The organism is Vibrio sp. D417a, assembly GCF_030248595.1.
Taxonomy (GTDB): Bacteria; Pseudomonadota; Gammaproteobacteria; order Enterobacterales; family Vibrionaceae; genus Vibrio; species Vibrio alginolyticus.
Genome location: NZ_JAHGAM010000011.1, coordinates 350,689 through 368,687, shown reverse-complemented (window position 1 = coordinate 368,687; position 17,999 = coordinate 350,689). Strand labels below are relative to the sequence as shown.

At 44.0% G+C, this 17,999-nt stretch carries 20 protein-coding genes and 1 other RNA gene; 11 read left to right on the top strand and 10 right to left on the bottom strand.

The window, feature by feature from the left end; genetic code table 11:
• The first annotated feature begins 102 nt into the window (after positions 1–102).
• From epd to mscS, 4 genes are all read left to right on the top strand, one after another.
• Positions 103–1,140 (top strand): erythrose-4-phosphate dehydrogenase, encoded by a 1,038-nt coding sequence (gene epd, locus KI742_RS13490; protein WP_005384545.1) that lies wholly within the window; start codon positions 103–105, stop codon positions 1,138–1,140.
• Positions 1,141–1,291: 151 nt separating this feature from the next.
• Positions 1,292–2,452 carry a phosphoglycerate kinase gene (locus KI742_RS13485; RefSeq protein ID WP_005384547.1) on the top strand — a complete coding sequence of 387 codons (1,161 nt, stop codon included), beginning with the start codon at positions 1,292–1,294 and terminating at the stop codon, positions 2,450–2,452.
• 154 nt (positions 2,453–2,606) lie between these two features.
• On the top strand, positions 2,607–3,683 hold the full coding sequence (fbaA, locus tag KI742_RS13480) for a class II fructose-bisphosphate aldolase (protein ID WP_005380996.1): 1,077 nt from the start codon (positions 2,607–2,609) through the stop codon (positions 3,681–3,683).
• Positions 3,684–4,107: 424 nt separating this feature from the next.
• Positions 4,108–4,974, top strand: a complete 867-nt coding sequence (mscS, locus tag KI742_RS13475) for a small-conductance mechanosensitive channel MscS (RefSeq protein WP_005380995.1) — start codon at positions 4,108–4,110, stop codon at positions 4,972–4,974.
• 47 nt (positions 4,975–5,021) lie between these two features.
• Here mscS and KI742_RS13470 read toward each other — a convergent pair whose 3' ends face one another.
• Positions 5,022–5,504, bottom strand: coding sequence for a YbaK/EbsC family protein (locus tag KI742_RS13470; RefSeq protein WP_005380994.1), 483 nt, complete (start codon positions 5,502–5,504; stop codon positions 5,022–5,024).
• Between the two features lie 26 nt (positions 5,505–5,530).
• A complete protein-coding gene (locus tag KI742_RS13465; RefSeq protein ID WP_262636137.1) occupies positions 5,531–6,160 on the bottom strand; it encodes a LysE/ArgO family amino acid transporter in 630 nt (209 codons plus the stop codon).
• A gap of 147 nt (positions 6,161–6,307) precedes the next feature.
• Between KI742_RS13465 and KI742_RS13460 the strand changes: the two genes are divergently transcribed.
• Positions 6,308–7,204, top strand: a complete 897-nt coding sequence (locus tag KI742_RS13460; RefSeq protein WP_005380990.1) for a LysR family transcriptional regulator ArgP — start codon at positions 6,308–6,310, stop codon at positions 7,202–7,204.
• Positions 7,205–7,412: 208 nt separating this feature from the next.
• Positions 7,413–8,105, top strand: a complete 693-nt coding sequence (locus KI742_RS13455) for an oxidative stress defense protein (RefSeq protein ID WP_005384550.1) — start codon at positions 7,413–7,415, stop codon at positions 8,103–8,105.
• 71 nt (positions 8,106–8,176) lie between these two features.
• On the opposite strand, the gene serA is transcribed toward KI742_RS13455, so the two are convergent.
• The 5 genes from serA to KI742_RS13430 form a co-directional block, all read right to left on the bottom strand.
• The gene (gene serA, locus KI742_RS13450; protein WP_005384551.1) at positions 8,177–9,409 is read right to left on the bottom strand and encodes a phosphoglycerate dehydrogenase; all 1,233 of its coding nucleotides are present in this window, start codon (positions 9,407–9,409) and stop codon (positions 8,177–8,179) included.
• 274 nt (positions 9,410–9,683) lie between these two features.
• Positions 9,684–10,340 (bottom strand): ribose-5-phosphate isomerase RpiA, encoded by a 657-nt coding sequence (gene rpiA / locus KI742_RS13445; RefSeq protein WP_005380982.1) that lies wholly within the window; start codon positions 10,338–10,340, stop codon positions 9,684–9,686.
• A 53-nt stretch (positions 10,341–10,393) separates the two neighbouring features.
• Positions 10,394–10,993: a 5-formyltetrahydrofolate cyclo-ligase gene (locus KI742_RS13440; protein ID WP_005384552.1), complete on the bottom strand. Its 600-nt coding sequence runs from the start codon at positions 10,991–10,993 to the stop codon at positions 10,394–10,396.
• A 5-nt stretch (positions 10,994–10,998) separates the two neighbouring features.
• Positions 10,999–11,183, bottom strand: a non-coding RNA gene (gene ssrS, locus KI742_RS13435) — 6S RNA.
• An 8-nt stretch (positions 11,184–11,191) separates the two neighbouring features.
• Positions 11,192–11,500, bottom strand: coding sequence for a cell division protein ZapA (locus tag KI742_RS13430; protein WP_005384553.1), 309 nt, complete (start codon positions 11,498–11,500; stop codon positions 11,192–11,194).
• Between the two features lie 249 nt (positions 11,501–11,749).
• On the opposite strand from KI742_RS13430, the gene KI742_RS13425 reads away from it, so the two are divergent.
• The 3 genes from KI742_RS13425 to KI742_RS13415 are packed head-to-tail and all read left to right on the top strand — an operon-like array spanning position 11,750 to position 14,770.
• Entirely contained in the window at positions 11,750–12,328 is a 579-nt protein-coding gene (locus KI742_RS13425; RefSeq protein ID WP_005380976.1) for a YecA family protein, read from the top strand.
• Positions 12,329–12,351: 23 nt separating this feature from the next.
• Positions 12,352–13,530 carry a 2-octaprenyl-6-methoxyphenyl hydroxylase gene (ubiH, locus tag KI742_RS13420; protein ID WP_005380974.1) on the top strand — a complete coding sequence of 393 codons (1,179 nt, stop codon included), beginning with the start codon at positions 12,352–12,354 and terminating at the stop codon, positions 13,528–13,530.
• 31 nt (positions 13,531–13,561) lie between these two features.
• The gene (locus KI742_RS13415) at positions 13,562–14,770 is read left to right on the top strand and encodes an FAD-dependent 2-octaprenylphenol hydroxylase (protein ID WP_154205028.1); all 1,209 of its coding nucleotides are present in this window, start codon (positions 13,562–13,564) and stop codon (positions 14,768–14,770) included.
• Between the two features lie 65 nt (positions 14,771–14,835).
• On the opposite strand, the gene KI742_RS13410 is transcribed toward KI742_RS13415, so the two are convergent.
• From KI742_RS13410 to ygfZ, 3 genes are all read right to left on the bottom strand, one after another.
• Entirely contained in the window at positions 14,836–15,042 is a 207-nt protein-coding gene (locus tag KI742_RS13410; protein ID WP_005380970.1) for a DUF1107 domain-containing protein, read from the bottom strand.
• A gap of 639 nt (positions 15,043–15,681) precedes the next feature.
• Entirely contained in the window at positions 15,682–16,155 is a 474-nt protein-coding gene (locus KI742_RS13405; protein ID WP_005384562.1) for an aminoacyl-tRNA deacylase, read from the bottom strand.
• On the bottom strand, positions 16,148–17,116 hold the full coding sequence (ygfZ, locus tag KI742_RS13400; RefSeq protein ID WP_054577171.1) for a tRNA-modifying protein YgfZ: 969 nt from the start codon (positions 17,114–17,116) through the stop codon (positions 16,148–16,150). Before ygfZ ends, KI742_RS13405 begins: the two co-directional genes overlap by 8 nt.
• A gap of 189 nt (positions 17,117–17,305) precedes the next feature.
• On the opposite strand from ygfZ, the gene KI742_RS13395 reads away from it, so the two are divergent.
• Both KI742_RS13395 and KI742_RS13390 read left to right on the top strand, forming a co-directional pair.
• Positions 17,306–17,566, top strand: a complete 261-nt coding sequence (locus KI742_RS13395; RefSeq protein ID WP_005380951.1) for a succinate dehydrogenase assembly factor 2 — start codon at positions 17,306–17,308, stop codon at positions 17,564–17,566.
• On the top strand, positions 17,535–17,996 hold the full coding sequence (locus tag KI742_RS13390) for a protein YgfX (protein WP_262665979.1): 462 nt from the start codon (positions 17,535–17,537) through the stop codon (positions 17,994–17,996). The genes KI742_RS13395 and KI742_RS13390 overlap by 32 nt, the downstream gene beginning before the upstream one ends.
• Positions 17,997–17,999 lie beyond the last annotated feature (3 nt).

Genomic DNA, 17,999 nt, shown 5'->3' with positions numbered 1-17,999 from the left:
TCGACCTTTTTTAATCCTGCTTTACTGTGATTCAACAGGTGCGTTTGTCAGCCTGATCAGGTAGTATCTGTGACACGAAATTTTTGGTAGGGCGAAGGATAAATGCTAAAGGTTGCGATCAATGGATTTGGACGTATAGGTCGTAATGTTCTGCGAGCGGTGTATGAAAGCGGAAAACACCAGCAGATCAAGGTTGTGGCGGTAAACGAACTAGCACAGCCAGAGGCGATGGCACACCTACTGCAATATGACACCAGTCATGGTCGCTTTGGTAAAAAAATTTCCCATGACCAAGAACATTTGCATGTTCATCATGACAGCGGTGAATATGATTCCATTCGCATTCTCCATCTCTCCGAAATCGAATTACTTCCTTGGCGTGATTTAGAAGTTGATATCGTCTTGGATTGCACTGGCGTATTTGGTTCGCAAGCGGATGGGCAAGCGCATATAGAAGCTGGCGCTAAGAAAGTACTGTTTTCGCACCCGGGCGCAAACGACCTAGATAATACGATTATCTATGGCGTGAACCACGAAACTCTGAAAGACGAGCACCGTGTTGTCTCCAATGGCTCTTGCACCACCAACTGTATCGTTCCCATCATTAAAGTATTAGACGAAGCCTTCGGCATAGAGTCTGGCACCATTACCACAATTCATTCGTCCATGAACGATCAACAAGTAATTGATGCGTATCATAACGACTTACGCCGTACCCGCGCTGCAAGCCAATCTATTATTCCGGTGGACACTAAGTTGCATAAGGGGATTGAAAGAATCTTCCCGAAATTTTCCAACAAATTCGAAGCAATTTCTGTTCGTGTTCCAACGGTTAACGTCACTGCAATGGATTTAAGTGTCACAATTAGTACAAATGTGAAAGTTAATGACGTAAATCAAACCATTGTTAACGCATCTCAGTGTACATTACGTAACATTGTTGACTATACTGAATCGCCACTCGTTTCCATCGACTTTAACCACGACCCCCATAGTGCGATTGTGGATGGAAGCCAGACTAGAGTGAGTAACGGGCAACTCGTAAAAATGCTCGTTTGGTGCGACAACGAATGGGGCTTTGCTAACCGGATGCTGGATACTGCCTTAGCAATGCAAGCTTCTTCGCAAGTGGAACAGTAATGACGAAGAAGTGATGGAGAATTTTTATTTCAAGCCTTGAAATAAATCCATAATATCTCCATATCTATAACCAGTTTGAAGAATTAACAGGCTTGGCAGGGTTGCCGAGTTTTCAAAAACTTTAATTATTAAATATTTGAGAGGACACATCATGTCTGTAATCAAGATGACTGACCTGGATCTTGCAGGTAAACGTGTATTTATCCGTGCTGACCTAAACGTGCCAGTAAAAGACGGTAAAGTAACTTCGGATGCACGTATCATCGCATCTCTTCCAACTATTAAGCACTGCCTAGAAGCAGGCGCTAAAGTAATGGTTACGTCTCACCTAGGTCGCCCAACTGAAGGTGAATACGCTGAAGAGTTCTCTCTACAACCAGTTGTTAACTACCTAAACGACGCACTAGATTGCGAAGTGAAGCTAGCAAAAGACTACCTAGATGGCCTAGAGCTAAATGCGGGTGAACTTGTTGTTCTTGAAAACGTTCGCTTCAACAAAGGCGAAAAGAAAAACGACGAAGAGCTATCTAAGAAATATGCAGCACTATGTGACGTATTCGTAATGGACGCATTCGGTACGGCTCACCGTGCTCAAGCATCTACTCACGGCGTTGGCATGCACGCAGACGTAGCATGTGCTGGTCCTCTACTAGCGAACGAACTAGAAGCGCTAGGCAAAGCAATGGACAAGCCAGCTCGTCCAATGGTTGCTATCGTAGGTGGTTCAAAAGTTTCTACTAAGCTAACTGTTCTTGAGTCTCTATCTAAAATCGCTGACCAACTCGTTGTTGGTGGTGGTATTGCTAACACATTCATCGCAGCTGCTGGCCACAACGTTGGTAAGTCTCTATACGAAGCAGACCTAGTTGAAACAGCTAAGAAGCTAATGGACGAGTGTGCAATTCCAGTAGCAACTGACGTTGCATGTGCGAAAGCATTCGACGAGAACGCAGAAGCTGAAATTAAGCACGTTTCTGAAGTACAAGACGACGACATGATCTTCGACCTTGGTCCAGATTCAACAGCTGAACTAGCTGAAATCCTTAAAAACGCTAAGACTATCCTATGGAATGGTCCAGTAGGCGTATTCGAATTCAAGAACTTCGAAGCAGGTACTAAAGGTATCTCTGAAGCTATCGCAGCTTCTGAAGGCTTCTCTGTTGCAGGCGGTGGTGACACGCTAGCAGCTATCGACAAGTTCGGTATCAAAGCGGATGTATCTTACATCTCTACTGGCGGCGGCGCTTTCCTTGAGTTCGTAGAAGGTAAAGTTCTTCCAGCAGTAGAAATGCTAGAAGCACGCGCTAAGTAATTAAAGCAAAGCGGGGGAGTGATTCTCCCGCTTTCTTGTTTGCTGCAACGTGTGAGGAACTCTGCTAGAATAGCCTCAGTTGTGAGCAAACGTTTGCAAGATTTTCAACTTAACAAGTTTTGTTTAAAAACGACAGATAAATAGGATTACATCCATGTCTAAGATCTTCGACTTCGTAAAACCAGGTGTTATCTCTGGCGATGACGTTCAGAAAGTATTTGAAGTTGCAAAAGAAAACAGCTTTGCACTTCCAGCAGTAAACTGTGTGGGTACTGACTCTGTAAACGCAGTACTTGAAGCAGCTGCAAAAGTTAAAGCTCCAGTTATCGTTCAGTTCTCTAACGGTGGCGCTGCTTTCTTTGCTGGTAAAGGTCTAAAACTTGAAGGTCAAGAAGCTCAAATCCTAGGTGCTGTTGCTGGTGCGAAATACGTTCACGCTGTAGCTGAAGCTTACGGTGTTCCAGTAATCCTACACACTGACCACGCAGCTAAGAAACTACTTCCTTGGATCGACGGTCTACTAGACGCTGGTGAAGAGTACTTCGCGCAAACTGGTAAGCCACTATTCTCTTCTCACATGATCGACCTTTCTGAAGAGTCTCTAGAAGAGAACATCGAAATTTCTGCTAAGTACCTAGAGCGCATGGCTAAAATGAACATGACTCTAGAAATCGAACTAGGTTGTACTGGTGGTGAAGAAGACGGCGTTGACAACTCTGATATGGATGCGTCTGAGCTATACACTTCTCCAGAAGACGTTGCATACGCATACGAGAAACTAAGCGCAATCAGCCACCGTTTCACTATCGCAGCATCTTTCGGTAACGTACACGGCGTATACAAGCCAGGTAACGTTGTACTAACTCCAACTATCCTACGTGATTCTCAAGCGCACGTTTCTGAGAAATTCGGTCTTCCAGCGAACTCTCTAAACTTCGTATTCCACGGCGGTTCAGGTTCTTCTCTAGAAGAAATCCGTGAATCTATCGGCTACGGTGTAATCAAAATGAACATCGATACTGATACACAGTGGGCTACTTGGGATGGTATCCGTAAGTTCGAAGCTGAAAACCACGATTACCTACAAGGTCAGATCGGTAACCCAACTGGTGAAGATGCACCAAACAAGAAGTACTACGATCCACGCGTATGGCTACGTGCAGGCCAAGCTTCAATGGTTACTCGTCTAGAGCAAGCATTTGCTGACCTTAACGCAGTTGACGTACTATAATCGTTACTGATTAAGTTACCTAAAAACCCGCTCTTTGAGCGGGTTTTTTTATGTCTATCATTTTCTTCCCGGCTGCTTTCTCCCGATATTTTTATGCGTTAGATTGTATTTGCTAGTGAGATATCTCACCTTTAACGTTTTTTTAAAGAAAACATGGGAATATCAGTCTTAAGAGTGGCGAAATCAGAGTGCATTGCGTAACCTGTAACAAGTCAGTGTCAGAAAGCTCTGATAAAGTCTTGTTTTGCATATCTTTGCGAAACTCTGACTTTGAAAAAAGTCAGAGTTGGGATATTGTGCCAAAAATCTGACACTGTTCAGTGGAGCAATAGGGATGTTGTTTTAGAAAAGAGCCTTTAAAAAACAAGGTTCATAAATTAACGGCAATTGGATTTATATCTCTTTATTTTTGAGGATAAGAATTATGGCAGGTGAATCGGTGGGTATCGATACCACTTTAACGGATGGTCTAACTCAGGCTGAAACTTGGCTGACAAACAATTCAGATCTACTGGTTCAGTACGGTGTGAACATTATCTCTGCGCTGCTTATTCTGTTTATCGGTAATCTTATCGTTAAGGCAGTCGCTGGTAGTGTTTCTAAAGTACTAGAAAAGAAAAACATGGATAAGGCCGTCGTTGAATTTATTCACGGTCTTGTTCGTTACTTGCTATTTGTAATCGTGCTAATCGCGGCTCTTGGTCGATTAGGAGTTCAAACCGCTTCTGTTGTTGCTGTGATTGGTGCGGCAGGTCTTGCTGTTGGTCTTGCACTACAAGGTTCACTATCAAACTTTGCAGCAGGCGTACTTATTGTTGCGTTCCGTCCATTCAAATCAGGCGACTACGTAGAAATCGGTGGTGTAGCGGGTAGTGTTGAAGCAATTCAAATCTTCCAAACCGTTCTAAAAACACCAGACAACAAAATGGTTGTTGTGCCTAACTCTTCAGTTATCGGCGGTGCCATTACTAACTACTCTCGCCATGCGACACGACGTGTCGACCTAGTGATTGGTGTTTCATACAAAGCAGACCTTAAACTAACGAAGAAAGTGATTCGTGAGACGCTAGAGAAAGATCCACGTATCTTGAAAGACCCGGATATCACAATTGGTGTACTTACGTTAGCAGACTCTTCAGTTAACTTTGTGGTTCGTCCATGGGTGAAAACTGCAGATTACTGGGGCGTATACTTTGATGCAATGCAAGGTATTAAAGAAGCATTGGATGAAAATGGTATCGAGATTCCATTCCCACAAATGGATGTTCACCTGAACAAAGTCGACGCTTAATTAAAAGCAGTCGATATTCAAAAGCGAGGCCAATAGGCCTCGCTTTTTTATATTTCGTAAAGGGTGTGATGACCAGCAAGTAAGAGGCGTTTTAGATGTTTACCTGCAAATCCAAATGTGAACTCAGGTAAGCCAGGCGTATAGAGCAACTCTTGATGTTGATAGAGATTGGTATCAACAATGATAGTGATGTATTCCGGTAAGCCTATTGGGCAAACCGCGCCGGGTACGCAACCTAACACTTCGACCATTTCATCGTCATTACAAATAGAGGGACGTTTACCTGTAATCGCTTTAATCTGCTTGGCATCGAGGCGCGAGTCCTTATCTGTCAGATAAACCGCGTAACCTTGTCCTTTGAGTGTTAAAAAGAGGCTTTTGGTATGCGTACCCGTCCAACCAAGCTCTCTCGCAATGCGTATATCTGTCTCAAAGTCTAAGATGGCTTCGTGCTGCCATTCCCGAAAAGGAATAGAGAGCGCGTTGAATCGCTCTCTATTGTTGTTATAAATACGTTTTAGTGACTCCATGTCTTTGCTGCCTTACTACCTGGTGATTACCAATACTTATCAATAAGCTCACTCGCTAAGATATACGCTATTGTGAACATCATCATTGCGATTGCAATGTCGATGGTTTTTTTCACTTTTGGTTGAGAGAGTGTTGGACCTAGTTTGGCGGCTCCTATCGATAAAGTGTAGAACCAAACAAAGGAAGCCATAATCGTACCTAGTGCAAAAGCAATGCGATCATGGCCTTCAAACTGTCCACCGATCGAACCTAGAATAACGACTGTATCTAAATATAAGTGCGGATTAAGCACAGTGACAGCTAACGCACCTAGAATAACCGTTCGACGACCTCGATCTACGATCTCCCCTTTTGATTCCGATTCACTCTCTGGCTTAAAAGCACTTTTTAGCGAGAGCAGTCCATAGAAGCTTAAGAAAGCAATACCACCAAGTGTCACCGACGTCAGTAAGATTTCATTTTGAGACAGAATTGCACCACCACCAAAGATACCTAGAGAGATGAAAATCATATCTAGCACGCTACAAATAGTGGCGGTTGTTAGGTGGTGGTTACGCTTTATGCCTTGATTCAAAACATACGCATTTTGCGCGCCGATCGGAATGATCATTGATGCTCCTAAACCAAAACCTTGCAATAGAACCCACAAGCTCACACTTCACCTCACTTCAAAATAACAAATACATTTACAGAAAAGGGAAAGATAAAGCGTTTATCTAAATAAGTATAATTAATGATTTTAATCTTACATTAGATAGACTAATTTAACGGGAGGCGTTTGATCAGGAGTGAGAGGAAAGGTATGCGAGGGTTAGATTACAAATGGATTGAGGCATTAGACGCTATAGTTTATCAGGGTAGCTTTGAGCGTGCTGCCGAGCATTTATTTGTTTCTCAATCCGCCATTTCTCAACGTATCAAGCAGTTAGAGAAGTTTCTCGCGCAGCCTGTTTTAATTCGAAGCCAGCCACCTAAGCCAACGCCAATTGGTAAAAAATTGTTGGGTCTTTATCGGCGAGTACGCTTGCTAGAGCATGAAATTCTCCCCGAACTAAAGAATGATACCAGTACGCGACCTGTGCAACTCTCTTTAGCGACTAATGCAGATAGCCTTGCAACATGGCTACTGCCAGCGCTGCAAAATGTTATGAAGCAGCGTCAAGTTGAACTAAAACTGACTATCTATGGTGAATACCGCTCTATTGAAAAACTCAAAAGTGGCGAAGTGACAGGAGCGATCAGCTTGGAGTCCCAGCCAATCCCCGGATGCAGAGCAGACTATTTAGGTCGCATCGATTATGTTTGTGTCGCGAGCCCAGAGTTCTATCAGCGTTATTTTTCTAAAGGCGTAAATAATCAGACATTGGCAAAAGCACCGGCCGTTTCATATGACCAATATGATGATCTACATAAAACATTTCTTACCGAGCATTTTAACGTCAATCCTGACAGCGTTATTCATCACAACATCAGTAGTTCTGAAGCGTTTCTAAAAGTGGCGTTAGCTGGTGTTGCTTATTGCTTGATCCCCCGCTTGCAAATTACCGACGAATTAGACAGAGGTGTGTTGGTTGATGTGACTCCAGGTTTTTTAATGTCCCATCGGATTTATTGGCACCACTGGCAGTTAGAGACTGGGGTATTACAAGAAATCTCACACGCGATAGTGGGATATGCGCAGCAGCATCTACCTCAATAAGTTTGTCAGAGCTGCATATCGTTAACTTAAGTGTGTTTTGTTTAAAAATTACGCCAATGTTACATAGTCAAAGTTGTGTTAGAAGTCACTATGGGTGCTTGGATAATCGGCGGAAGTTTCTATTATGAAACCACACGCTTTCTCAGCCATGATAGTGATGTTGGAATCTGAGATTAAGTACTTAATTTTGTATGGATGGATTTATTGAATGAAATTGTATTCATTTTTGCTGGCTTCAGCACTCAGCCTTACCAGTGCTTCAGTTTTGGCGAATACGCCAGAGTTTGCTCATGTTACGACAACGGGGTATGGCGAAGTGACGGCCACACCTGATATGGCTACGTTTTCTGTAAAAGTAGTCGATACGACAATGACGGCCGAACAAGCGAAATTGTCCGTAGATAAAACCGTTGAAGAGTTTCTAAAAAGCTTATCGGATGCCGGCTTGTCAAAAGACAATATTACTAGCTCGAATTTATACCTTGCTCCTCAGTACCATTACCCTAAATCAGGGAAAGCAGAACTTGTTGGGTATCGAGCATCTCGCAGTATTGATGTCACGGTGACGGATCTGAAAAACCTTAACCAATACCTAGATATGGCGTTAGAGGCGGGAATTAATCAGGTTGATAATATTCAACTTAAGGTAAGCAACCAAGCCGAGTATCAGCAAAAGGCACGAATGGCTGCGATTAAGGACGCAAGAGAAAAAGCAGGGTCATTAGCGACGGGTTTTGAGAAAAAGTTGGGCGATGTATGGCAGATCAATTACAGACAGATGCACGTTCAGCCTGTGTTAATGCGTTCAATGGCGATGGATAGTAAAGAAGGAGCGAATAGCTACCAAGATTCAACTATGATCATTCGCGATCAAGTCGATGTCATTTATAAGCTAAAGTAAGGCTTAGCAAACAGTAAAAAGCAAAAGGCAGGGAGTCATAACCCCTGCCTTTGTCGTTTCTGTTTCACTGTTTAGTGAAGGATACGAGCACGGATTGTGCCTTCAATGTTTTTGAGCTTTGTTAGAGCTTCTTCTGAGCGTTCAGTTTCAACGTCGATCACTACGTAGCCTATTTCAGCGGCTGTTTGTAGGTACTGCGCGGCAATGTTAATGCCTTCTTCAGCAAAGATGGTGTTGATCTGAGTTAGGATACCAGGACGGTTCTTGTGGATATGAAGCAGACGAGAGCACTCACCACTGTGTTCTGGTAATGACACTTCAGGGAAGTTTACGCTTGAAAGTGTCGATCCGTTATCAGAGTACTTAGCCAGTTTACCCGCCACTTCTAAGCCGATATTTTCTTGTGCTTCTTGTGTTGAACCACCAACGTGTGGAGTGAGGATGACGTTATCGAATTTTTGTAAAGGAGACTCGAACGGGTCAGCATTCGTTTTTGGTTCAGTTGGGAATACATCAATTGCAGCGCCAGCAAGGTGACCAGCTTCTAAGCTATGGCAAAGTGCAGGAATATCCACAACGGTGCCACGTGCCGCGTTGATAAAGATGGAACCTGGTTTCATTCGAGCAAATTCAGCTTCACCCATCATGTTTTTCGTTTCCGGTGTTTCGGGAACGTGCAAAGAAATCACATCACATTTGTTCAATAGTTCACTCATGGTATGTACTTGCGTCGCATTACCAAGGGACAGTTTGTTCTCAATATCGTAGTAGTAAACGCGCATACCTAAGTTTTCGGCAATAATACCAAGCTGAGTACCAATGTGACCGTATCCGATAATGCCAAGGCACTTACCACGAGCTTCGTAAGAGTTGTCTGCACTTTTCTTCCAAATACCGCGATGTGCAAGTGCATTCTTTTCAGGAATACCACGCACTAGTAAAAGGATTTGCCCAAGTACAAGCTCTGCCACGCTTCGAGTGTTAGAGAATGGTGCATTAAAGACAGGAATACCGCGTTTTGCTGCTGCGTCTAGGTTTACTTGGTTAGTACCAATACAAAAACAGCCAATTGCAACCAGCTTGTTCGCCGCATTGATTACCTCTTCGGATAGGTTCGTACGGGAGCGGATACCAATGAAGTGTACGTCTTTTACCGCTTCAATTAGTTCTTCTTCCGGAAGGGAACCTTTATGGTATTCAATGTTGGTATAACCAGCTGCTTGAAGAACTTCAACTGAAGAAGGGTGGAGTCCCTCTAACAAGAGGATCTTAATCTTTTCTTTTTCCAGTGAAACTTTGGCCATTTTTTCTCGTCCTTAAAATGGAAAGGTGGGCTAATGTGGCGCACATTGGACAAAACTATTAAAAAGGGGATAATTAACAGTTTTGTAGGAAGACAAACGTTTCCCTGTGCGTCTTCTGTTCAATAAAGTAACAAAAAAAAATTGCTTTGGGTAAGAAAATTACGGAATAAGAGATAATTTTCTTATAGAAAGGAATAAAAAACGGTGCCTTGCAGCACCGTATGTAATGAAATAACAGAAAAGTGAACCAGATAGGTTCATTTTGGGCTGTTATTTATTCTTCAATTTTTGCACCTTCTGGTGTGCCAGTGATCACTACGTCTGCACCACGATGAGCGAAAAGACCCACAGTCACCACACCAGCGATGCCGTTTATTTTGTCTTCCATTTCTTTCGGGTTGGTAATTTGCATATTGTGCACATCCAGAATCACGTTGCCGTTGTCAGTCACAACGCCTTCACGGTAAGCTGGATCACCACCTAGTTTTACCAATTCACGAGCCACGTAAGAGCGTGCCATTGGGATTACTTCAACAGGCAATGGGAACTGGCCAAGTACGTCAACTGCTTTAGTGCCGTCAACGATACATACGAACTTATCAGAGATTGCTGCGACAATTTTCTCACGAGTCAGAGCCGCGCCGCCGCCTTTGATCATTTCACGTGCTGGGTTGATCTCATCTGCGCCATCAACATACACATCCAGCTTCATTACATCGTTACACTCGTATACTTCAATACCAAGCTCTTTAAGGCGCTCAGTTGAAGCGACAGAGCTAGACACTGCACCTTTAATATCATCTTTGATAGTGCCTAGTGCATCGATGAAGTGATTCACGGTAGAGCCAGTACCAACACCGACAATGCTGCCTTTCTCAACATATTTTAGTGCTGCCCAACCAGCCGCTTTTTTCATTTCATCTTGAGTCATGCCAATCTCCTGAATAGATGTTCGTTAACGTTTGCGGGCGTGATTATAGCGGCTTACTTGTCACTTTCCCATTGCCATATTTGGCTTGGGGTCACGATCTTAGGTAATGGAATGTCCCAGCTTTCAATTGGTAAGCGTTCTACATGTTGGCAGTCATGAGCGATACCAACAGGTTTAGCTCCCTCTCCAGTTATAAACCAACGTGACAGAGTACGATCGTAGTACCCTCCGCCCATGCCTAAGCGGTGTCCGATACTGTCGAACCCAACTAAAGGCGTGCAGATTAAATCAAGCTGGCGAACGGGTTTGAGGTGTCTGATATCGAGCTTGGGCTCTAAGATGCCGTACTTGTTGTAGACGAGCTGTTCATCACTTATATACTGAAGAAACAGTAACTGACCTTTAGAAAAGGGATGGATGACGGGCAGATAAACCGATTTTCCCTGTTGCCATAACCATTCAATGAGCGGTTTAGTATCAAGCTCACCGTCTGCAGAAAGGTAGATGGCAATATGTTGCGCCTGATCGATTTCAGGAAGTTGGGAAAATTGAGTAATAAGGTCGATTCCCGCTTGGTATTGCGTATCACTGCACAGAGCGTTGCGCTTTTCACGAATCAGTTTGCGGAAGTCTTGTCGAGAGAGGTCTGACATAGAGAGAATACCCCAGGGTGCCGTTGAGGATTGTGGCCCTTGAACCAGCTGGTTCAAGGCGGATCAGCAATGACAACCGTAGGCTTCTCGGTGCATGCCGAGCTTGCTCAATAGTTACCAAATACTAACCCTTAGGTATTGCTTATCGGCTCAGGGACTTAAATCCTGCTGACGCACACCCCAGGGTAAATTTTGTATTTACTGCTGTCCTTGCGTAACTTTGCTTAGTGCGTTCTCTAAAGACGCGGTGAGCTTTTCCATTCGCTCAGTAATTTCTTGCTGTTGACCATTGGATTCGTATGACTTGGTGTGCAACTCATAGCAAATATTCAATGCAGCAAAGGTCAGCAGTTGGATTTCATTGGTTACCTTAGTACGTTCGCTCATTTCTTTCAATCGGCGATCAAGATCTTTTGCCGCTGCAACAAGAGACTCTTCTTGTCCTGTCGGACAATTCACACGTGTAAGTTTGCCTAATATTTCAACGTCGATCGCTTGATTGCTCATGATGAATAAACTCTATATTCGCGCTATCTAAGGTGTTGCTTCATACAACTACCGAGGAGCAAACTATAGGAAAACCGCTATTAAGATTCAAGCATTTCCCATCACAGAAAGAGAAATGATGACGAGATCACACAGGAATTGGGCAAATTGAACAAATGCTGTCCAAAATTGAATTTGATAGCCGTTTCAGACCACTAACCTTGATGGTAGGATATACCAATACATTATTACGCAAGAATGAGCCAAGTTATGAGTGAAATCACCCTTCCTGAATACCAATCTATTGCTGCTGAACTGCAATCGGCAAGCCTGGCTGTGACACCGGCGGAGTTACATGGCTTATTTGTTGGCATGTTAAGTGGTGGATTGGCGATCAATGATCAAACTTGGCAGCCGATTCTTTTTGACTACACCAATGATGGGATGGGGTGGCCCTCGACAGCACTCACTTTTGCTCAGAGCATATTCAACGTTACTGTTAATGAGCTTACTGGCACATCAATGGAGCTGTCTTTACTATTGCCAGATGAGCCGGGCGAAGAAGGCTTATTTGCATTAGCCGACAGTGTGTCCGACTTTGTAAACCACTTTATTTCTGGGCTAGGTCTAGCAGGCGTTGCGCTTAACAAAGCATCTGATGACGCTAAAGAAGCACTGGCTGATCTAGAAGAGATTGCCAAATTAGGCATTGATGAAGATGACGATCTTGGTGAACAAGCGCAATTGCTAGAGCAAGTGATTGAGCACATCAAAGCTTGCGTACTAACGATTCATGCTGAATTTGGTGTTCGTCCTGAAAGCAGCGACAAAAAACCTACTATTCACTAATCGTAGACCGTCCAGAGGTTAGTATGAAGCAATATGATGTAGTCATTGCTGGTGGTGCCATGGCTGGTGCAACGTTAGCATTGGCGATTGACCATTTGTCTCAGGGAAAGCTCCGCATTGCCGTCGTTGAGCCTTTTAAAGCACAATCAGATATGCACCCTGGTTTTGACTCTCGCTCAATCGCATTGTCTTACGGTACTGTCAATCTGTTGCGTCAACTACAGCTCTGGACGTCAGTAGAACCGTTTGTCACACCCATTGAACATATCCACGTTTCTGACCGTTCTCATGCTGGGATGACGGAGATTACCAAGCAAGAGGTTGGGGTTGAAGCTCTAGGGTATGTTGTAGAATTAGCCGATGTTGGGCGTGTATATCAAGAATTATTAGACAGTAGCGAGTCAATTACGCTGTTTTGTCCTGACTCCGTTACCGATATCGAGCGCGAGCAAAACTGTACCCATGTGACGTTGAAAAGTGGTGAGCAACTTGAAGCAAAACTGCTGGTGGCTGCAGATGGTGCTGTTTCGACCTGTTGTCAGAAAATTGGTCTAGAACTTTCTGAGCAAGATTTTGAACAAGTGGCTGTCATTGCCAATATTGTGACTCAAGAACCTCATCAAGGTAGAGCCTTTGAACGTTTTACTGAGAATGGCCCTGTTGCTTTATTGCCAATGAGTGACAATCGAATGTCCTTAGTTTGGTGTTTGCACCCTGAAGAAGCCCAAGCCGTTCTTGAGTTATCTGATCAAGCATTTCTCCAGCGTTTACAGAACGATTTTGGTTGGCGTTTAGGCGCGATGAAAAAAGTGGGGCGCCGTGCAAGTTACCCATTGCTTCTTCGCCATCGAAAGCAAAATATTTCACATCGCTTTGCGATTGTTGGAAATGCGGCGCAAACGCTGCACCCGATAGCTGGACAAGGTTTTAATCTCGGTATTCGCGATGTAGTCTCACTAGCAGAAGAAATTGTGCAGCAAAGTGAGGATGTGGGTCTTTATCAAGGCCTGATGCGCTTTAGTCAACGTAGAGAAGCAGATCGAAGCGAAACTATTTGGCTAACCAGTGCCTTAGTACATGTTTTTTCAAATGATTTACCCGCGATGCGAATTGGCCGAAATACTGCCTTAGCAGCGATGGATAACCTTTCTATTTTTAAGCAGCCGCTACTACGCCATACACTTGGCTTGGTAAAACGATGAACGGCCGCACTGAATTAGGTAATAAAAAGCAATGATGCAAAGTGTAGATATCGCCATCATCGGCGGAGGGATGGTTGGGTTGGCACTTGCTGCCGCGTTCAAAGACAGTGATCTGCGTGTCGCCGTTATTGAAGGTAAAGTGCCAGATGATTCGTTGAAAGAATTACCCGATGTTCGTGTGTCTGCGCTGAGCCGCTCTAGTGAGACGATTTTGCGTAAACTTGGTGCTTGGCAGGGCATAGAACAGCGCCGAGCTTCACCTTACCATGGCATGGAAGTATGGGAACAAGATAGCTTTGCCAACATTGAATTTAATGCACAAAGTATGGCACAACCTGATTTAGGGCATATTGTTGAGAATCGTGTGATTCAACTTGCGCTGCTTGAACAAGTCCAAAAGCTCGATAACGTCACGATGTTTATGCCCGCACGTTGCGCGACTCTCGCGGTTGGTGAGCAAGAAAGCTGGCTGACGCTCGATAATGGCCAAGCCATGACCGCTAAATTAGTGGTCGGAGCCGATGGGGCGAATTCGTGGCTTCGCCATCAAATGGATATTCCATTAACGCATTGGGACTATGGTCATCATGCTTTGGTCGCGAATGTCAAAACTGCCATGCCACACAACAGCATTGCGCGCCAGATATTTACTCCTCACGGACCGTTGGCATTTTTGCCAATGTCGCAACCAGATATGTGCTCTATTGTTTGGTCCACGGAGCCAAATCGAGCAGAGCAGTTAGTGGCAATGAGTGAACATGATTTCAATAAAGCGTTGACGAGTGAGTTTGATGCTCGACTTGGTCTATGTGAAGTAGTGGGAGAGCGTGCTGCGTTTCCTTTGAAAATGCGCTATGCGCGAGATTTTGTCGTCGAGCGAGTCGCGCTGGTTGGTGATGCAGCTCATACCATTCATCCATTAGCGGGGCAGGGTGTGAATTTAGGTTTATTAGATGCGGCCAGTCTTGCTCAAGAGGTGTTAGCACTTTGGAAGCAGGGACAAGATATCGGTAGTAAACGCAACCTAAGAAGCTACGAGCGTTGGCGAAAAGCGGAAGCGGCAAAGATGATCGCTACTATGCAAGGGTTTCGAGATTTGTTCTCTGGCGAGAACCCAGCTAAGAAGCTCGTTCGTGGCATTGGCTTAAGTTTAGCGGGGCAACTGCCGGGAGCGAAAGATGAGATCATGAAGCGCGCGCTTGGTTTAAAGGGACACTTGCCGGATCTGGCGCGTCAGTAAGTGCAAAGCGAACTTCAAATACACAAAAGGCTGGTTAATCCAGCCTTTGTTTTATCAACATTTTGCTAAGCATATGCGCATCGGAGTTTCATTATTTCTTGATTGATCTCTTTGACCGCTCGGAAATGGCGTTGCTCTGCTTTCTCCGGCAGTATTAACTTACCGTTATCAAACTCGAATCTACCGACCCCGTAAATATAAATTCTTCCTTTAAAAAGACGACTTATATGTTTAGCAATCATACTTGGTGTATAGCGCTTAAACAGTCTCATATTTACTTTCCTTTTATCTAACCTAGCCTAGGTATTCTACGTTCTGGACGCGAAAATTATTGTGACAGCAATAGTATTAAATACAGATGTAGGGTGTTGCGTCAGAGAATTGTGTTGTCTTAGACAATTTGACAGTGTCATCTCTTAAATAGCGTGAGGATTACCCCAAAAATAACCTCTCTAAAGGAACCTTTACGCCAATACACTCCTTTTTACGTGACGCATTAAGCAATAGTTTTGTTACAGAATTAAGAATAGAACGAAAACGGTTGTTTGCTAGTTGTTCCTATTAAGGTCGTGCCTCGCGCAACACACTTTACGTTCTAACGATTAGAGGAAATGAAAGAGAAAAAGTTCCACGTAAAAAAAAGCCCGCTTCAGCGGGCGAATAGTCACAGATGCATTACACAAAAGTGGATAACTAACTGCATGAATGCTGTCACTCAGCTAGCTGACTCACTTTATATCGGTTAAGTGCTTGTTTGAAACTTAACCAACAAATTCAGCATATACGAGTTTTATCTTTGTGACTATTTATGTTTTATATGTGATTAAAAATTCTGATGTCTATTTTTGTAGATATGAGCGAGATCACGCAGTGATAGAAACACTACGTGTCATTACATTGTTTTTAGACGATTAACGACAGATCTCAGCTACGGTCGGCTGACACAATTGGATAAGATCTTGGATAGAAAGCGCCAGTCCAGCCATGCGATCGCCACTGCTGATCGTGACTTCCTGTTCTTCTAGTAAGCTGGGGTCGAACACGATTGGCATATGACGTTTTAGTAGCAGAGGAGTGACAGTACCAATTTTGTAACCAGTGATGGACTCAACGTCGGCTTGATCAACACAAGTCATCCGGCGACATTTCAGTAACGAGCGCACTTTTTTGGGATCAACGCTACGATCACCTGGCGCACAGGCGAGTGCATATTGATTACCCATGTCTCGTAGCAAGATTGCTTTCACCATTTGAGAAGGGCGAATGCCGCGTTGGTGCGCGGCATCCTCAATGGTGGTTGCTGGTCTTTGATGCGGTAACAGACGAAACGGAATGTGTTGGTCTGTGAGAAATTGCATCAAAGGAGTATTGATTGTATTACTCATCATCAAGACTGTAAGGCAGTGATTCGATTGTCCATTCACACTCTGGTTGCGCAACCAAACGAAGACGAGTGTCCTCATCGAGATTATTAGGCAGCACGATCAGGCCAATCGCATGATTGTCACTGAACTGGTAGTGATTTAATAAAGCACCTACTGAACGCCAGTTTTCACCTACGCTGCGTTCGAGCTCAATTGGTTCGTCACTGAATGGAGCAGAAGTTGCACCTTTTACGATATACATCGCACGTTTATTGGTACCGCGATACTTCGCTCGTGCTACCGTTTCTTGTCCCGTGTAGCAGCCCTTTGTGAAGCTAATGCCTCCTAAAGCTTGCACGTTGAGTGCTTGTGGAATGTGAGCATTCTGCGCGGATGCAGAGACAAATGGTAAACCTGCCTCAATATCGAAACGATTCCAAAGCTCATTTGTCGTAAAGACAGCGTCGGTAGTTTCAACGATTTGCTGTGCTTCTGGCGCACTTAATATCAGTAACCAGCGATCTTGTGCAACTTGCACTGCTGTACCGCCGTCTACTGGGCGAACGCTGCCAGTTGTCTTGCTCATTGTTGAAATGAATTCGTCGGCTTTGACGCCAGCAACACCTAAGATAACGTCATCAGAAGCTTCAATCGTTACTTTAGAGAAAATGGCGTATTTCTTTATTTCATTAAGTTCTACGTCAATCGCCGATTTTGGTTGGATCATGCCGTAGCCATCATGATGATGGAAAAGGCGGAACACGCTCCACACTTTTCCTTTTGCATCACAATGTGCGCCCAGTGTTGATTGGTCTTGTTCTAAAGAAACAACATCGCAGGTAACCTGACCTTGTAAGTATGATTTTTTATCGTCACCGATCATGGTGATCATGCCGAAGTTATCCAGCAGTGAGATAGATAACTCTGGAAGTGCGTCTTGAGTTGAGAGAGGTAATGCTGAAAAACGAGTTTGCCATTCCATAATTACAATGCCTTTTGAAGATATTTTTCCGCTATGTTATACCCAAATAACCTTGAGATACTAGGGGAGCGATTTACGAATCAACATTTGTCTGCTTTCACTATCGTATTGTGACCCGCACACTAGTGACGTAGCACATCCCTTGTTACACTCCGCACTAACAACAAGACATCTATGAAGGAATAGTGAATGTACACTCCGGAAGAAAAAGCGCGTATTAAATGGGCTTGTCGTCGAGGCATGCTTGAGCTTGACGTAGTAATTATGCCGTTTTTTGAAGAGTGCTTTGATACTCTGAGTGAACAAGAGCAGCGTGACTTTGTTTCTTTACTTGAATGCGATGATCCTGATCTGTTTACTTGGGTAATGGGGCATGGCCGTAGCGAAAATTTAGGTCATGCAGCAATGGTTGATAAAATTGTCGCCCATAACCTCAGCAAAGTTCGTTAATTTTACTGCTTCTCCCTCTCTGACTGCCCGAGTCCTCAATGTTGTACTTTTCTTATTGATGACTTGGGCTGTTATCTTCTCTAGTGTTCCACTCGTATTATCGACTTATTTGTTATTACTGATTGTTAAGGCTCTCTCAAGCCAAGGCCTTGTTCAACCTACAAGTCATGGGCATTGGTATGTGCACTGCGATGGCTCGGTTAGGTTTGATGCCCTTGAATGTGGCGAATACTCGGAAGATATTGAGTCCGAAAAGGGTCATTTACAGCGAGTCGATACATCGGCATCACCATTCAAGATAACATTCCAATTGCAATCTGGCCGTAGTGTTACGATTTGGCGTGATAGCTGTGACGATGAGCAGTATCGTCAACTATCTTTGGTATTACGCCAATGGGAAATGAAACAGGGAGCTAATGCTCCCTGTTGATGT

Coding starts and splice junctions, on each gene's coding strand:
- epd (WP_005384545.1), top strand. CDS start 103: ATGCTAAAGGTTGCGATCAATGGATTTGGACGTATAGGTCGTAATGTT.
- KI742_RS13485 (WP_005384547.1), top strand. CDS start 1,292: ATGTCTGTAATCAAGATGACTGACCTGGATCTTGCAGGTAAACGTGTA.
- fbaA (WP_005380996.1), top strand. CDS start 2,607: ATGTCTAAGATCTTCGACTTCGTAAAACCAGGTGTTATCTCTGGCGAT.
- mscS (WP_005380995.1), top strand. CDS start 4,108: ATGGCAGGTGAATCGGTGGGTATCGATACCACTTTAACGGATGGTCTA.
- KI742_RS13470 (WP_005380994.1), bottom strand. CDS start 5,504: ATGGAGTCACTAAAACGTATTTATAACAACAATAGAGAGCGATTCAAC.
- KI742_RS13460 (WP_005380990.1), top strand. CDS start 6,308: ATGCGAGGGTTAGATTACAAATGGATTGAGGCATTAGACGCTATAGTT.
- KI742_RS13455 (WP_005384550.1), top strand. CDS start 7,413: ATGAAATTGTATTCATTTTTGCTGGCTTCAGCACTCAGCCTTACCAGT.
- serA (WP_005384551.1), bottom strand. CDS start 9,409: ATGGCCAAAGTTTCACTGGAAAAAGAAAAGATTAAGATCCTCTTGTTA.
- rpiA (WP_005380982.1), bottom strand. CDS start 10,340: ATGACTCAAGATGAAATGAAAAAAGCGGCTGGTTGGGCAGCACTAAAA.
- KI742_RS13440 (WP_005384552.1), bottom strand. CDS start 10,993: ATGTCAGACCTCTCTCGACAAGACTTCCGCAAACTGATTCGTGAAAAG.
- KI742_RS13430 (WP_005384553.1), bottom strand. CDS start 11,500: ATGAGCAATCAAGCGATCGACGTTGAAATATTAGGCAAACTTACACGT.
- KI742_RS13425 (WP_005380976.1), top strand. CDS start 11,750: ATGAGTGAAATCACCCTTCCTGAATACCAATCTATTGCTGCTGAACTG.
- ubiH (WP_005380974.1), top strand. CDS start 12,352: ATGAAGCAATATGATGTAGTCATTGCTGGTGGTGCCATGGCTGGTGCA.
- KI742_RS13415 (WP_154205028.1), top strand. CDS start 13,562: ATGATGCAAAGTGTAGATATCGCCATCATCGGCGGAGGGATGGTTGGG.
- KI742_RS13410 (WP_005380970.1), bottom strand. CDS start 15,042: ATGAGACTGTTTAAGCGCTATACACCAAGTATGATTGCTAAACATATA.
- KI742_RS13405 (WP_005384562.1), bottom strand. CDS start 16,155: ATGAGTAATACAATCAATACTCCTTTGATGCAATTTCTCACAGACCAA.
- ygfZ (WP_054577171.1), bottom strand. CDS start 17,116: ATGGAATGGCAAACTCGTTTTTCAGCATTACCTCTCTCAACTCAAGAC.
- KI742_RS13395 (WP_005380951.1), top strand. CDS start 17,306: ATGTACACTCCGGAAGAAAAAGCGCGTATTAAATGGGCTTGTCGTCGA.